This window comes from Bradyrhizobium sp. HKCCYLRH2015, assembly GCF_051168215.1.
Taxonomy (GTDB): domain Bacteria; phylum Pseudomonadota; class Alphaproteobacteria; order Rhizobiales; family Xanthobacteraceae; genus Bradyrhizobium.
Genome location: NZ_JBNPUO010000006.1, coordinates 70581 through 84884 on the forward strand (window position 1 = coordinate 70581; position 14304 = coordinate 84884).

The window sequence follows — 14304 nt, forward strand, 5'->3', positions numbered from 1 at the left end:
GATTACCGCAAAGTTCCGTTAATGCTGAATGTCGTATGACTACGGGACGCGATCTAATCCCGCTCGTCGGACAGATCAGGCCGCGCGCACCGACTCCAGGAACGTCGCCACCTCACGCTTCAGCCGGTCGCTGTCCGAGGCCAGCGATTGCGCCGCGGCCAGCACGTGCGTGGAAGCCGTACCAGTCTCGGTGGCGCCGCGCTGCACGTCGACGACATTCACGGAAACCTGCTGCGTGCCCTCCGATGCCTGCTGGACGTTGCGCGAGATCTCCTGCGTGGCGGCACCCTGCTCTTCCACGGCCGCCGCGATCGCCGACGAGATTTCCGACAGTTTCTCGATGGTCGTGGAGATCGCCCGGATGGCGCCGACCGATTCCTGCGTCGCGGCCTGGATACCGGACACCTGTTGGCCGATCTCGTCGGTCGCCTTGGCGGTCTGCTCGGCCAGCGCCTTCACCTCGGAGGCGACGACCGCGAAGCCGCGGCCAGCTTCGCCGGCGCGCGCCGCCTCGATGGTCGCATTCAGCGCCAGCAGGTTGGTCTGGCCTGCAATCGTGTTGATCAGCTCGACCACGTCGCCGATGCGCGCGGCCGCCTTGCTCAGCTCGCCGACACGATCATTGGTCGTACGCGCCTGCTCGACCGCCTCGTTGGCCATGCGGGCCGATTCCTGCACCTGGCGGCTGATCTCGGTGATCGAGGACGACAGCTCCTCGGTCGCAGAGGCAACCGACTGCACGTTGGTGGAGGCCTCCTCGGAGGCCGCCGCGACCATCGTGGAGATCTCCTGCGAGCGCGTCGCCGTGGATGACAGCGCGCCCGCGGAATGCTCGAGCTCGGTCGAGGCCGACGATACCGTCTGCACGATCTCGCCGATCGTCGCCTCGAACTGGCGGGTGATGTTGTCGACGCGCCGGCCGCGTTCGATCTTGGCCTCGGCATCGTGGGCCGCGAGCTCGTCGGCCTCCTTCTTGGCGATCAGCGCCTCCTTGAACACCTGCAGCGTATCGGCCATGGCGCCGATCTCGGTCGGCTCGCCGCGATGCGTCACCTCCGCGCCGAGATCGCCCTTGGCGAGCTCCTGCATCGGCTTGATGATCGAGGCGATGCCGGACGAGACGTTCTGCACGAGATAGAATCCGACGGCGATGCCGGCAATGACGGCCGCGGCAATGATCGATGCCACGAGCCAGATCGCCCGCGAGTAGCTCTCGGCAGCCTGCCGCGTGGCGTTGTCGGCGCCCTTGTTGTTGAACTCGATGTCCTGGATGAAGTATTTGTCGGCGTCGCGCGCGATCGCGGCGGCCGATTTTTCCAGCATTTCGGTGGCTTCGTGCGGGATCTTGCCGACGCTCTTGTTGGATTCGTCCATCACCTGCTTGACCGCGACGACGTACTTCTCCCAGGACTGCACCCAGTTGTTGTAGATCGCACGTTCCTCGGCCGAGGTGATCATCGGCTCATAGGTCTTGCGGTCCTTGTTGATCGTCTCGAGGATTCCGTTGACGCGCTTCTCCGCGGACTGCTTGGTCTCGGCCGTCTCCGACATCACATGCGCGCGCAAGGCGATGCGCAGCAGGTTGATGTTGGCGCGCAGCTCGCCGATTGCGCGCACGCTCGGCAGCCAGTTTTGGGCGATGTCGACCGTGTTGGCATTGATCGACTGCATGCTGGTGACGGCGAGCACGCCGAGCCCGCACATGGTGACGAGCATGAAGGCGATGACCGATATGATCTTCGTACGGATGGACATTGTTGACACGGAGGACCCCAGCTGACTGCGTGGTTCGGCCGCGTTCTGCCAGCGCCAACGGACGGCCCGAACATTCAGGTCTGCGCTGCGCTGCGCGGTCGAAGGTCAGAAGATCGGCGGACTCCGAAAATTTCGGACCCGCACGTCGTCGCTGACGGGCTCATTGGGCGCGAAATAGGCTTATCGCAGGTTAATGCTGGAACCGTAAGAGTACGGATAATGCGAATAAAATGACGGCCAGCATAGATAGGGCGGTGCTCTAGAACCGGCGCTCATTGAGGTCGGCTCCTGAATACCGTTGGTGAATAGCGACGAAGCAGGAGCCAGGAGTAACGTCAGAGCGGCTGTGAGCATGCGAATGCGACGGAGACCGGTGCCGCGTCATGATGCAGCGCCTCAGCCGAGGTTTGCCGATTTCGATCCACGCGCCCGGAGGTGGACACGTCTGTCATCGAACTACGCATTCAGAGAATTTGCGCCACGGCGTAACGGATGAGAATCCGATGGCCAGCGGCGCAATCACCCCGGACAGCCCCACCTCAGCCCACTGCTTCGGACACCAGGCGAATCCGGAACACCGGTTGCTTGGCTTCGTCGAGCAGTTCCATCTGCCACTCGGCCCCCTGCTGCAACGACTTCGAGATCCCACCGATCAGGTCGGAGCAGACAGCCGTCAGCTCGTTCCAGGCGGTTTCCCGGTTGGCGAATTCATAAGGCTGGTCAGCAGCGCCAGAATAGCGGCCCTGGCTGATCCGGAAGAAATAAAGCGACATAACGACCCTTTCTCATGGGCCACCCCCCTGGTCGCAAACTGCACACGAGTCGCTACCGAGGCATGAATTTAAGATTCCGTACGACTACGGCGCAATGACCACTAACGTGCGGTCAGCTTAAAATATTGCTCTATGTTAATAGGGAGCTGGTTTTTCAATGATCGGTGAACTAACAACTAATCGGTCGAGCGACGCAGCTCCGGCGCCGCATCCGACTTCGCGTTATCGGATTTGGTCATCTCAGCCTTCGCGTTTTCGGCCTTGATGTTCTCAGTCTTGGAACTGTCCGCCTTGGCGGCCTTCGCACCATCTGCCTTCAAGGGTTCAACCTTGCTGCGTTCCACCCGCGGGGTCTCGACCCGCGCCGCGACTTCGGTGTGCGAGCCGTCAGCCGCGGGCGCAGCAGCGCGTGCGCGCGGCCGCGCCACGGCGCGCGCCATCAGCATGGTGGCTCCGCCCTGGTGCTGGAAATCGCAATAGGCGAAGGCGCCCAGCCCGGAGACCGAGCCGCGGAAGCTGCGGTCGTCCTTCTTGTCGAGGTTGAAGCACGGCTCGAACGGCATGCCCTTGATGGCAGCGCAGACATTCTGGCCGCGAATCTGCAGGGTATTGCCGGGCAGACGGATGTGACGCACCGGGCCAGAGCCGGAGAACTGCACCGCGCCGGCGGCGCCCATGTCGTCGAGGATGCGGCCCGCGCCACGGGTGCCGTCGACACAGGTGAAGGCGAACACCTTCCCGGCGACGAATTTGCGGGCCTCGTCGGCGGTCATCGAACCCGCGATCGCGGGAGCAATCACGGCACCGGCAGTCACGGTCCCCAGCAATATACGCGCGAGCATGCATCAAACTCCCACTTAACCCCACGCAGCGGGTAAGGCGGTATCTTTACCCCATGCTTACCATACCAACCATGGCAACAATGGAGCAGCATGGTTTGAAAAGTCTGAACGTCCTCAGGATATTCTTACCACCGTACGGCCGCGGACCTGGCCCGCGAGGATCTGCGGACCCAGCGACGCGACCTGGTCCAGGGCAATTTCGTGAGTGATTTCAGCTAGTTTTGCGCGATCCAGATCGGTCGAGAGGCGCTGCCAGGCCGCCTTGCGCGCCGGCAGCGGGCACATCACCGAATCGATGCCGAGGAGGCACACGCCGCGCAAAATGAACGGCGCCACCGACGATGGCAAATCCATGCCGGCAGCGAGGCCGCAGGCGGCGATGGCGCCGCCATATTGAGTCATCGCCAGCAGGTTGGCGAGCGTATTGGAGCCGACGCTGTCGATGCCACCCGCCCAGCGCTCCTTCGCCAGCGGCTTGGCCGGCCCGGACAGCTCATTGCGGTCGATGATCTCGGCGGCGCCGAGCGACTTGAGATAGTCGGCCTCGGCCAGGCGGCCGGTCGAGGCGATCACGTGGTAGCCGAGCCTGGCGAGCACCGCCGTCGCCACCGAGCCGACGCCGCCGGCCGCGCCGGTCACCACCACCGGCCCGCTCGCCGGCGTCAGCCCGTGCTTCTCCAGCGCCAGCACCGCGAGCATCGCGGTGAAGCCGGCGGTGCCGATCGCCATCGCGTCGCGGGCCGACAGCCCCTGCGGCAGGCCGACCAGCCAGTCGCCCTTGACCCGCGCCTTCTCGGCATAGGCGCCGAGATGGGTCTCGCCCATGCCCCAGCCGGTGCAGATCACGGCATCGCCCGGCTTCCAGGCCGGATGGCTGGACTGCTCGACCGTGCCGGCGAAATCGATCCCCGCGATCATCGGGAAGCGGCGCACCACCGGCGCCTTGCCGGTCAGCGCCAGCCCATCCTTGTAGTTCAGCGCCGACCACTCGACCTTCACGGTGACGTCACCGTCCATCAATTCAGCTTCATCGAACTGCGTCAGCGCCGCGGTCGTTCCCTTGTCCGCCTTGTCGATCCGGATCGCCTTGAACGTTCCCACAGCCGCACTCCCTGCGCTTTCTTCGTCTCACGCCATGTTTAGCCGATCGGGTCGGCAGCGCAACTCAGGTCGCGGGAACGGCACGCGCGACCGGCTTCTCGACGATCGGCAGGTTGATCAGCGCCGACAGCACGCCGAACAGGATCGAGAGCCACCAGATCGGCGTATACGAGCCGTAGCGCTCGAACACGATGCCGCCGAGCCAGACGCCGAGGAAGCCGCCGACCTGGTGGCTGACGAAGGCGAAGCCATAGAGCGTGGCGAGCCAGCGGGTGCCGAACATGATCGCGACCAGCGACGAGGTCGGCGGCACCGTGGACAGCCAGGCGAGCCCCGACACCGCGCCGAACGCGATCGCCGTCGCCGGCGTCACAGGGAACGAGATGAAGGCGAGCGTCGCCAGCGCGCGGGTGAAATAGATGAAGGACAGGATGTAGCGCTTCGGCAGCCGGCTCTGCAGCCAGCCGACGCTGAGCGAGCCAATGATGTTGAACAGCCCGATCGCCGCGATCACCCAGCCGCCGGTCTGCGCCGACAGGCCGCGATCGACCAGGAATGCCGGCAGGTGCACGGTGATGAAGGCGAGCTGGAAGCCGCAGGTGAAGAAGCCGAGCACCAGAAGCACGTAGGAGCGGTGGCCGAACGCCTCCATCAGCGCGGTCGTGAACGACTGCTGCTCGGCCTCCGACGGCTTGGCCTCGGCGGCCGGCGGCGTCGCCACGGCTGATGACAGCGGCACGATGAACAGCATCAGGGTTGCGAACACCATCAGCGCGCTCTGCCAGCCGAACTGGTCGATCAGCGCGACGCCGAAGGGCGCGAACAGGAACTGGCCGAGCGAGCCGGCCGCGGTGCCGGCGCCGAGCGCGATGCCGCGCCGCTCCGGCGGCAGCAGCTTGCTGAAGGCCGACAGGATGAGGTTGAACGAGCAGCCCGACAGGCCGAAGCCGACCAGCACGCCGGCGCCGATGTTCAGCGACAGCGGCGAGCTGGAATAGCGCATCATCAGCAGGCCGCCGGCATAGAGCAGCGCGCCGACACAGATCACGCGCATCACGCCGAAACGATCGGCGATCGCGCCGGCGAGCGGCTGACCGAGCCCCCACAACAAATTCTGCACCGCCACTGCAAGGGCGAACACGTCGCGGCCCCAGGCGAACTCACGGCTCATCGGCTGCACGAAGAAGCCGAGGCTGGAGCGCGGACCGAAGCTCAGCAGCGCAATCGCGCAGCCGCACACGATGATGACCACCGGCGTACGCCAGCCCTGGCTGCGGGACACGGTGCCGAGATCGCCTGCCTGTACCGACATCCGTGTCCTCCCCTGCCGCGGTCGCTGTCCGCCGCGCCTCTCCGGTTAATGCATTTGCATTGAACTCCCAAGCTCAAAAGCGGAACCCAGCCATGAAAAATTTCGATGCGGCGGCCAGCCATGAACAGGTGTCATCCGAAGCGAGTTCCAGCGGCGGAACCCGCTCATGCGTCTTTGTCCCGGGGGCGAAACGTCCTGATGCGCGAGTCGCAAACGATGATTCATCCTGCGCGGGAGCGACCTTCAGAACGGCCGCTATTTGTCGCCAAACACCAATAAACAGCGAAGGAAGTCTCTGAAGAAGAACTAACAGGTACCGCGGTACACATAGGCACGGAATGTGGAATTTGGACAGCACATGGACCACGATCAGATCGAGACATCCGGCCACGTCGTGATCGTCGGCGCCGGAGTTGCCGGACTGTTCTGCGCGCTGAAGCTCGCCCCGCAGCCGGTCACGCTGATCTCCGCCACCTCATTGGGCGAGGCCTCGTTCGGCACGACGATGCAGGCCGACATCGCGGCAGCGGTGTCATCCGGCGACAGCCCCGATACCCATGCCGCCGACATGATCGCTGCGGGTGGCGGCCTGGTCGACGCGACGGCTGCGCTGGCGCTCGCGCGCGATGCTTCGGCTGCCATCGAGGACCTGGTCCGGCTCGGCGTGGCATTCGATCGCGATCACGGCGGCAGGCTGGCGACGTCTCGTGCGGCCGCGCACGCCGCGCGCCGGATTCTCAGCGTTCGCGGCGATTTCACCGGACAGGCGATCATCACCGCGCTGTCGCAAGCCGTGCGCGCGACGCCCTCGATCCGCATCATCGAGGGTCATGTCGCGGACGCGCTGCTGACGGAAGACGGCGCGGTGCGTGGCCTGCAACTGCGGCCGACCGATGACGACGCGGCCGCGCCGATGCTGATCGCGGCGCCGGCAATCGTGCTCGCCACCGGCGGCATCGGCCGGCTGTTCGCGGCGACCACGAATCCGCCGCACGCCACCGGCATCGGTCTCGCCATCGCTGCGCGCGCCGGCGCGGTGATTGCCGATCCGGAGTTCGTGCAGTTTCATCCGACCGCGATGATGACCGGTCGCGATCCGGCGCCGGTTGTGAGCGAGAGTCTGCGCGGCGCCGGCGCGATCCTGGTCAACCGGCGCGGCCAGCGCTTCATGCTGCCGCGCCATCCGCTGGTCGATCTTGCCCCGCGCGACACGGTGGCCCGCGGCGTCATGGCCGAGATCATCGCCGGACGCGGCGCCTTTCTCGATGCGCGCGACGTGCTCGATGACGACGTCGCCGAGCGCTATCCGATGCTGCATCGGGCCTGCGCCGCCGCGGGGCTCGATCCGACCCGCCAGCCGATTCCAGTGGCGCCGGCGGCGCATTTCCACATGGGCGGGATCGCGGTCGACGCGCGGGGCCGCAGCACGATCGAGGGGCTCTGGGCGGCAGGTGAAGTCGCCGCGACGGCAACGGATGGCGCCAATCACATCGCCGGCAACGCGCTGCTCGGCGCGCTGGTGTTCGCCCGGCGGATTGCCGACGACATCTCCGGCCGGACGTTCACCGCCTCCTCCACCCTGCAGCACGTTGCGTTCGCCGATCCGGCCGGATCCTGTGCGGGCGCTGCGGAGGTGTCGCTGCGCGAGATGATGACGAGCCAGCTCGGCGTCATCCGCGACGAGGAGCGGCTGGCCGAGGCCATCGCCGCGATTGCCAGGATGGAGCGCGACGCCGGCAGCCCGAGGCTGCGCAACATGGCGAGCGCCGCGCTGCTGATCGCCACCGCGGCCTGGAGCCGGCGCGAGAGCCGCGGCGCGCATTGCCGCGCCGATTGCCCGGCCGAGAATCCGGGCTTTGCGCAGCGGACGATGACGACGCTCACGGCGGCGCGCGAAATCGCCGACGAGCTCAGCGCGCGGCCGACGGTGCGCCTGCCACGCTCGCTCAGCGCCTAGCGCCGCGTCCAGTTCGGATTGATCTCGGCCTCGCTCTTGGCGGCCTCGGTCAGCTCGGCCGAAATGGCCGCCGTCTGCTGTGGCGTGCCCCAGCTCGGCGCGTCGCTGCCGTCGCCCCACTTCTTCGGCCGGTAGAAGGTGTGGACGCCGAACTTGTACATCCGCTTCATCTCGGCGACCCAGGATGGCCGCACCCAATAGGCATGATAGTGGGTCGACTTGCCAACCTCCGGCAGCCAGATCTGGCCGTCGAGCATGGCCTTCGCGATCTTCCTGGCGCGGTCCCACATCTCGGGCTCGCGAATGACCTCCGGATTGTTGTCGCAGGCGAAGGTGAACTGGCAGGCGAAGTGGCGGTATTTGTTCTGGTAGACGACGCCGCACACCGTGGTGGGATAGTAGCCGGAGAACGCCCGGTTCAGCACGACCTGCGCCACGGCCATCTGGCCGCGCACCGCCTCGCCGCGGGATTCGAAATAGACCGCTTCAGCGAGGCACTTCTCGGACTTGAAGCGCGCCTTCTCGTCGGTGAGCCCCAGGCGTTCAGCCGGAGTCCTGTCGCGCTGATTGTCGGCGTTGACCTCGCCTTTCGGCGCGATGCTCTCGCCGCCATCACCGGCCTTGGCAGCATCGTCGGCCGGCTGTGACAGCACCGCCATCGGCTTGAGGTCCGGATCCGGCATCACGATCAGCGGCGCCTCGCCCGGCAGCCATGTCTCCATGGTGCCGGCAGCACCGCCCAGCGACGACGTGCCGAAATAGAGATTGGACGTCTTGACGTTGAGGCCGTCATAGCTGACGGCGCCGTCCACCAGGATCTGATCGGTTGCAGGCTTCAGCTCGCCCGAGGGCTGGATCTCGGACTTCGTCGCGTCGTATTGCGCGAGCGGCGGCGCGCTCAGCGCCTCCTGCAATTCGGGATCGAGTGCAGCGCGCTGCGGGAGCGGCGCCTGCGCCGGCGCTTCCGTCGTCTTGGCGCCGAACACGGAGGAATTCGAATCGGGTTGAGTCGATGGCGTGGGTGCGGGCTCGGAGGGTGCGGGCTCGACGGGCGCGGCCGATTCGGTCGGCTGCGCCGGCGGCGTCGGCGGCCGGACGACGAGACGATCGCCCTTCAGCGTGCGATCGACCTTGGGAAAATCGGAGGCCTGGTAGCGCGGCGGAACCTGCAGCGCCGGATTGCGCGGCGTCGACCCGGTGATGTCGAGGTCGCGCCCATCGAGGCTCGCAAGGCGGATGCTCCCCGCCTGCGGCGCTGAGGTTCCGATCGGACGGCCGAAACTGTAGGTGGCGAGCTGAATGGAGGCCGCAGCCGAGAACACGCGCTTCTGCCAACGCTCGGCGACGCCCGGCTGGCGGGCGAGCAGGGAAGCGATGTCTTGATACCCGGTCTCTGTCGGCATCAGAGCGAAGACGCAGAGACCGAGTCCGAAGGACGCATATCGCGCGCCCTTCGGACCGGGACGCAGAACTAACATCGGTACGCTCAACGCAACGCTTACTGGATCGACCGAACAACAGTGCTTCCGTGCAATTCGATCTTCTCTCTTCGTATCGGGTTTAGGTTGCCGAGGAGTTAATCCGCGTTGCAATCGTGAGACAGGCAAGCGGGGAAGTTGCAGAGCGTTTTGCGATCGCGATGCTTGGTAAACAGCGGCGTGACAAAAACGGTGAACATTCGGTCAACCAACGCGGTGAATGAAAATCATCTGCGCATGATTGACTGAGGCGGAGTTCCATCGGACCTGCGCCGTTGCTCTCTCCACTCCTCATTCCGGAGCGCCCCCGGAATGACGGCAGAGTCGGAGAAGGAGTGCAGCTTGCGTCACGTGTGCGCCCCATGGTGACGAACCCTCAGCAATGAAAAAGGCCGGCAACATGTGCCGGCCTTCATCAGATCAGTTCGATCGCAGCAAGATCAGGCCTGGCTCGCGATCTCCTTGCCGAGCGCGGATTGCGCGGCGGCGAGGCGCGCGATCGGCACGCGATAGGGCGAGCACGAGACGTAGTTCATGCCGACCTTGTGGCAGAACGCCACCGAGGCCGGATCGCCGCCATGCTCGCCGCAGATGCCGACCTTGAGCGTGGGCCGCGTGGCGCGGCCGCGCTCGACGCCGATCTTGACCAGCTCGCCGACACCCTCGCGGTCGATCGAGATGAACGGATCGATCTCGAGGATGCCCTTGGCGACGTAGGCGCCGAGGAAGCTGCCGGCGTCGTCGCGGCTGATGCCGTAGGTGGTCTGCGTCAGATCGTTGGTGCCGAACGAGAAGAACTCGGCGGCTTCCGCGATCTGGCCGGCCATCAGGGCTGCGCGCGGCAGCTCGATCATGGTGCCGACCTGGTACTCCAGCTTGGCGCCGGTCTCGCGGATCACCGCCTGCGCCATCGCGTCGATGCGCGCCTTGACCAGATCGAACTCGGCCTTGGTCGCGATCAGCGGCACCATCACCTCGAGGCCGACGGCCTCGCCGGTGCGCTTCTCGGCCTCGACCGCCGCCTCGAAGATCGCGCGCGCCTGCATCTCGGCGATCTCCGGATAGGCGATCGCCAATCGGCAGCCGCGGAAGCCGAGCATCGGGTTGAACTCGCTGAGCTCACGGGCGCGGTCGGCCAGCCGGCGCGGATCGGTGTTCATCGCGCGGGCGACTTCCTCGACCTCGGCCTGGGTGTGCGGCAGGAACTCGTGCAGCGGCGGATCGAGCAGACGGATCGTGACGGGAAGCCCCTTCATGATCTCGAACAGCTCGACGAAGTCGGCGCGCTGCATCGGCAGCAGCTTGGCGAGCGCGGCGCGGCGCTCCTGCTCTTCCTCGGAGAGGATCATCTCGCGCACCGTGCGGATGCGGGTCTCCTCGAAGAACATGTGCTCGGTGCGGCACAGGCCGATGCCCTCGGCGCCGAACTTGATGGCGGTGCGCGCATCCTCCGGGGTGTCGGCATTGACGCGCACGCCGGTCTCGCGCACGGCGTCCGCCCAGCCCATCAGGGTGCCGAACTCGCCGGACAGCTCCGGCTCGATCATCGGCATGCGGCCGGCCAGCACCTGGCCGACGGAGCCGTCAATGGTGATGACGTCGCCGGTCTTGAAGGTGCGCGAGCCGATGCTCATCGTGCCCCGGCCGTAGTCGACGCGGATGGTGCCGCAGCCGGAGACGCAGGGCTTGCCCATGCCGCGCGCGACGACGGCGGCGTGCGAGGTCATGCCGCCGCGCGTGGTCAGGATGCCCTCGGCGGCATGCATGCCGTGGATATCCTCCGGCGAAGTCTCGATGCGGACCAGGATCACCTTGCGACCGTCGGCCTGCAGCTTGGTGGCCTCGTCCGAGGAGAACACGATCTCGCCCGAGGCCGCGCCCGGCGAGGCCGGCAGGCCGGTCGCGACCACATCGCGCTTGGCGGCGGGATCGATGGTCGGGTGCAGGAGCTGATCGAGCGAGGCCGGGTCGACGCGGAGCACGGCATCGTTCTCCGAGATCAGGCCCTCATTGGCGAGCTCGACGGCGATGCGCAGCGCCGCCTTGGCGGTGCGCTTGCCGCTGCGGGTCTGCAGCATCCACAGCTTGCCGCGCTCGACCGTGAACTCCATGTCCTGCATGTCACGGTAGTGCTGCTCGAGCAGCGTGTAGATCCGGGTCAGCTCCTTGAACGCGTCGGGCATCGCGACTTCCATCGACGCCTTGTCGGAGCCGGACTCGACGCGGGCATCCTCGGTGATGTCCTGCGGGGTGCGGATGCCGGCGACGACGTCCTCGCCCTGCGCATTGATCAGGAACTCGCCGTAGAGCTTGCTCTCGCCGGTCGAGGGATTGCGGGTGAAGGCGACGCCGGTGGCCGAGGTGTCGCCCATGTTGCCGAACACCATGGCCTGGACGTTGACGGCGGTGCCCCAGGATTCCGGAATGTCGTGCAGCTTGCGATAGGTCACCGCGCGCGCGTTCATCCAGGATGAGAACACCGCGCCGATGGCGCCCCACAACTGGTCGTGCGGGTCCTGCGGGAAATCCTTGCCGGTCTCGTGGGCGACGGCGTCCTTGTACTTGCCAACCAACATCTCCCAGTCCTCGGAGGAGAGATCGGTATCGAGCTGATAGCCCTGGGCGTCCTTGAAGCTGTCGAGGATGTCCTCGAAATGATGGTGCTCGAAGCCGAGCACGACATCCGAATACATCGTGATGAAACGGCGATAGCTGTCGAAGGCGAAGCGGCGGTCGCCGGACAGCTGTGCCAGCGCTTCCACCGTCTGGTCGTTGAGACCGAGATTGAGCACGGTATCCATCATGCCCGGCATCGAGGCGCGGGCGCCGGAGCGCACCGAGACCAGCAGCGGGTTCTCAGGATCGCCGAATTTCTTGCCGGTCAATTTGCCGATGTAGTCGAGCGCCTTGTCGACCTGCGACTGCAGCTCCTTCGGGTAGGTCTTGTCGTTGGCGTAGAAGTAGGTGCAGACCGAGGTCGGGATGGTGAAGCCCGGGGGCACCGGCAGGCCGAGATTGGCCATCTCGGCCAGATTGGCGCCCTTGCCGCCGAGCAGGTCGCGCAGGCCGGCCTTACCTTCGGCCTTGCCGTCACCGAAGGTGTAGACCCACTTGTTCGGCTTGATCGCGGTGGCCACGCTCTTGGCCGGGGCCTTCGCCGCGGACACCTTCGCGGCCTTGGCGACCGGCCTGGCAGCCGTTTTGGCCGGCTTCTTCGGAGCGGTTTTCACCGGCGCTTTCGGTGCAGACCTGGGCGCGACCTTGGCCGGGGCCTTGGCAACGGGCTTCGACGCCGTCTTGAGCGCCTTGCGCGGCGGAGCGAGTGCTGCGGTCTTGGCCTTACCCGGCTTGGAAGGCTTTGATTTCGCTGTAACTTTCTTAGACTTCGCTACCGCTTTGGCCATGAGGTGCTTCGATCCGCAAATGGGAGGAGAAATCGCGCGCCTTACACCACTTTGGGCGCTGCGGCGCAAGCTCGGGGGTTCCCGACCTTGGGACTAGAAGTGCAGCCACTTCAGCAGGCCCATGCCGATCAGGCCGTTCAGGATGAGGAAGATCGCAACGATCAGGTTCAGCAGGCGCGGCATGATCAGGATCAGGACGCCGGCGATCACGGACATGATCGGCGAGATATGGGCAACGGTCAGGGTCATCGACGAGCTCTGAATGATTGAAGGACGAGGCTGGGGCGATTCGATCGGGCCGGACTTTATCCTGGCCCATCGTGGCGGAATAGGAGACGCACGGCGCGAGTTCCGGTTCCCCTACCGCTGGATCTGCCGCAAAAACGCCGCCGGTTCCACCGTCCGCCGCGCGGAACGATGATCTGTTGCGGGCATTGGGAAGCCGGTGCCGGCACGCGCCGGTCTCAGCGATCAACAGCTCAGGAGTCCCGTCCATGCGAACCCATCTCACCCTTGCTGCCCTCGTGGCCGCACTCGTGATTCCGGCGACCGCACAGGCGCAATCCTACACGACGGGCGTCGGCCGCAGCGTCGTGGTCGAGGAGGACGCTCCAGTGATCACGGTCGAGCGCCGGCCGGAGTTTCGCGAATATGTCGTTCGCGAGCGTGTTCCCAACTATGTGATCCCTGATCGCGTAGTTGTTGGCGCCGTGCTGCCGGAGTCCGGTGTTACATATTACGACGTCCCGCAGCGCTTCGGTGCGACACCGTACCGTTACACCGTGGTCAACGGCGAAACTGTTCTGGTCGAACCGCGATCCCGGCGGATCATTCAGGTGGTTGAGTAGTTATAGAGCTGCATTTGGTCGCCAACGCCCCCGCAAGCGGCCAGATGTAAAAGGCCCTGCCCGGTTCCCCCCGCCGGGCGGGGCTTACTTTTGTGGGATACCGCTTCTGGTCGTCATCGCGAGCGCAGCGACGCGATCCAGGGGCCACACAGACAGTCTGCCGTCGGAGCCCCTGGATTGCTTCGGCGCAAGAGCGCCTCGCAATAACGAGCCAGAGGATGCAGCGCGGCGCGCCTGCACTCAACCGGCCTTCTTCACCACCATGCGGTGAATGATCTTGCCTGAGGACTTACTGACGACCTGCTCGTCGAGCAGCGTCGTATCTCCTGCAAAGACCGCGCGGATGGTTGCGAGGTCGACCACCGCATAGAGCCGGCCGTGCCCATCGCGCTGATCGGCCTGCTCCGTCACCCGCCAGCTCAAATACAGGACGCCACCGGGCTTCGTGATCGCGCGCATCCGCCGCACCGACGGCACCACGTCGCTGCGATCGAGATGCATCAGCACGGTCTCGCACAGCACGTTGTCGAAGCTTGCATCCGCGATGTTGGCGAGGGCGGGCATTTCGGCATGCGTGAACGACGCGTTCGGATAGCGCGTGCGCGCTTCAGCCAACAGTCCCTCCGACGCGTCGAAACCTTCCGCAGGATATCCGCTGGCATTCAGCCAGCCGACCTCGCGGCCGCTGCCGCAGCCGATGTCCGCGGTGCGGCCACCGGACACGAGGAAGCGCCTGACGATGGCATGGAGATCGGCCGACGCCGGCTGCGCATGCCAGTCGGCCGCGAACGCCGCCGCCTCACGGTCATAGGCGGCGAGCGTCGGTCGGTCCAT

The 14304-nt window shown here is 65.8% G+C and carries 11 protein-coding genes; 2 read left to right on the plus strand and 9 right to left on the minus strand.

The window, feature by feature from the left end:
• Positions 1-75: 75 nt before the first annotated feature.
• The 5 genes from ACQR1H_RS16895 to ACQR1H_RS16915 form a co-directional block, all read right to left on the minus strand.
• Complete coding sequence (locus ACQR1H_RS16895) at positions 76-1764, minus strand: methyl-accepting chemotaxis protein (RefSeq protein ID WP_434864097.1); 1689 nt, start codon at positions 1762-1764, stop codon at positions 76-78.
• Between the two features lie 530 nt (positions 1765-2294).
• Positions 2295-2528, minus strand: coding sequence for a DUF6894 family protein (locus ACQR1H_RS16900; protein WP_015668557.1), 234 nt, complete (start codon positions 2526-2528; stop codon positions 2295-2297).
• Positions 2529-2704: 176 nt separating this feature from the next.
• Complete coding sequence (locus tag ACQR1H_RS16905; RefSeq protein WP_434864098.1) at positions 2705-3370, minus strand: hypothetical protein; 666 nt, start codon at positions 3368-3370, stop codon at positions 2705-2707.
• 114 nt (positions 3371-3484) lie between these two features.
• Positions 3485-4471, minus strand: coding sequence for an acrylyl-CoA reductase (NADPH) (acuI, locus tag ACQR1H_RS16910; protein WP_434864099.1), 987 nt, complete (start codon positions 4469-4471; stop codon positions 3485-3487).
• A gap of 64 nt (positions 4472-4535) precedes the next feature.
• Positions 4536-5783: an MFS transporter gene (locus tag ACQR1H_RS16915; RefSeq protein WP_434864100.1), complete on the minus strand. Its 1248-nt coding sequence runs from the start codon at positions 5781-5783 to the stop codon at positions 4536-4538.
• A gap of 358 nt (positions 5784-6141) precedes the next feature.
• Between ACQR1H_RS16915 and ACQR1H_RS16920 the strand changes: the two genes are divergently transcribed.
• Complete coding sequence (locus ACQR1H_RS16920; RefSeq protein WP_434893032.1) at positions 6142-7740, plus strand: L-aspartate oxidase; 1599 nt, start codon at positions 6142-6144, stop codon at positions 7738-7740.
• Here the strand turns inward: ACQR1H_RS16920 and ACQR1H_RS16925 are convergent.
• The 3 genes from ACQR1H_RS16925 to ACQR1H_RS16935 all read right to left on the minus strand — a co-directional run bounded on the left by ACQR1H_RS16925 (position 7737) and on the right by ACQR1H_RS16935 (position 12871).
• Positions 7737-9218, minus strand: coding sequence for a cell wall hydrolase (locus ACQR1H_RS16925; RefSeq protein WP_316238246.1), 1482 nt, complete (start codon positions 9216-9218; stop codon positions 7737-7739). The two genes, ACQR1H_RS16920 and ACQR1H_RS16925, sit on opposite strands and share 4 nt — an antisense overlap.
• A gap of 440 nt (positions 9219-9658) precedes the next feature.
• Positions 9659-12622, minus strand: coding sequence for a pyruvate, phosphate dikinase (ppdK, locus tag ACQR1H_RS16930; RefSeq protein WP_434907889.1), 2964 nt, complete (start codon positions 12620-12622; stop codon positions 9659-9661).
• Between the two features lie 93 nt (positions 12623-12715).
• Positions 12716-12871, minus strand: a complete 156-nt coding sequence (locus ACQR1H_RS16935; RefSeq protein ID WP_012042558.1) for a DUF3096 domain-containing protein — start codon at positions 12869-12871, stop codon at positions 12716-12718.
• Positions 12872-13116: 245 nt separating this feature from the next.
• Here ACQR1H_RS16935 and ACQR1H_RS16940 point away from each other — a divergent pair, with 245 nt between their 5' ends.
• Complete coding sequence (locus ACQR1H_RS16940; protein WP_316217289.1) at positions 13117-13470, plus strand: DUF1236 domain-containing protein; 354 nt, start codon at positions 13117-13119, stop codon at positions 13468-13470.
• A gap of 240 nt (positions 13471-13710) precedes the next feature.
• Here ACQR1H_RS16940 and ACQR1H_RS16945 read toward each other — a convergent pair whose 3' ends face one another.
• Positions 13711-14304: a class I SAM-dependent methyltransferase gene (locus ACQR1H_RS16945; RefSeq protein WP_434907890.1), complete on the minus strand. Its 594-nt coding sequence runs from the start codon at positions 14302-14304 to the stop codon at positions 13711-13713.

Excerpts from the sequence above, each read along its gene's own strand:
- ACQR1H_RS16945 (WP_434907890.1), bottom strand. The coding sequence starts at position 14,304 with ATGGACCGACCGACGCTCGCCGCCTATGACCGTGAGGCGGCGGCGTTC.
- ACQR1H_RS16915 (WP_434864100.1), bottom strand. The coding sequence starts at position 5,783 with ATGTCGGTACAGGCAGGCGATCTCGGCACCGTGTCCCGCAGCCAGGGC.
- ACQR1H_RS16940 (WP_316217289.1), top strand. The coding sequence starts at position 13,117 with ATGCGAACCCATCTCACCCTTGCTGCCCTCGTGGCCGCACTCGTGATT.
- ACQR1H_RS16925 (WP_316238246.1), bottom strand. The coding sequence starts at position 9,218 with ATGTTAGTTCTGCGTCCCGGTCCGAAGGGCGCGCGATATGCGTCCTTC.
- ACQR1H_RS16905 (WP_434864098.1), bottom strand. The coding sequence starts at position 3,370 with ATGCTCGCGCGTATATTGCTGGGGACCGTGACTGCCGGTGCCGTGATT.
- ACQR1H_RS16935 (WP_012042558.1), bottom strand. The coding sequence starts at position 12,871 with ATGACCCTGACCGTTGCCCATATCTCGCCGATCATGTCCGTGATCGCC.
- ppdK (WP_434907889.1), bottom strand. The coding sequence starts at position 12,622 with ATGGCCAAAGCGGTAGCGAAGTCTAAGAAAGTTACAGCGAAATCAAAG.
- ACQR1H_RS16900 (WP_015668557.1), bottom strand. The coding sequence starts at position 2,528 with ATGTCGCTTTATTTCTTCCGGATCAGCCAGGGCCGCTATTCTGGCGCT.
- ACQR1H_RS16920 (WP_434893032.1), top strand. The coding sequence starts at position 6,142 with ATGGACCACGATCAGATCGAGACATCCGGCCACGTCGTGATCGTCGGC.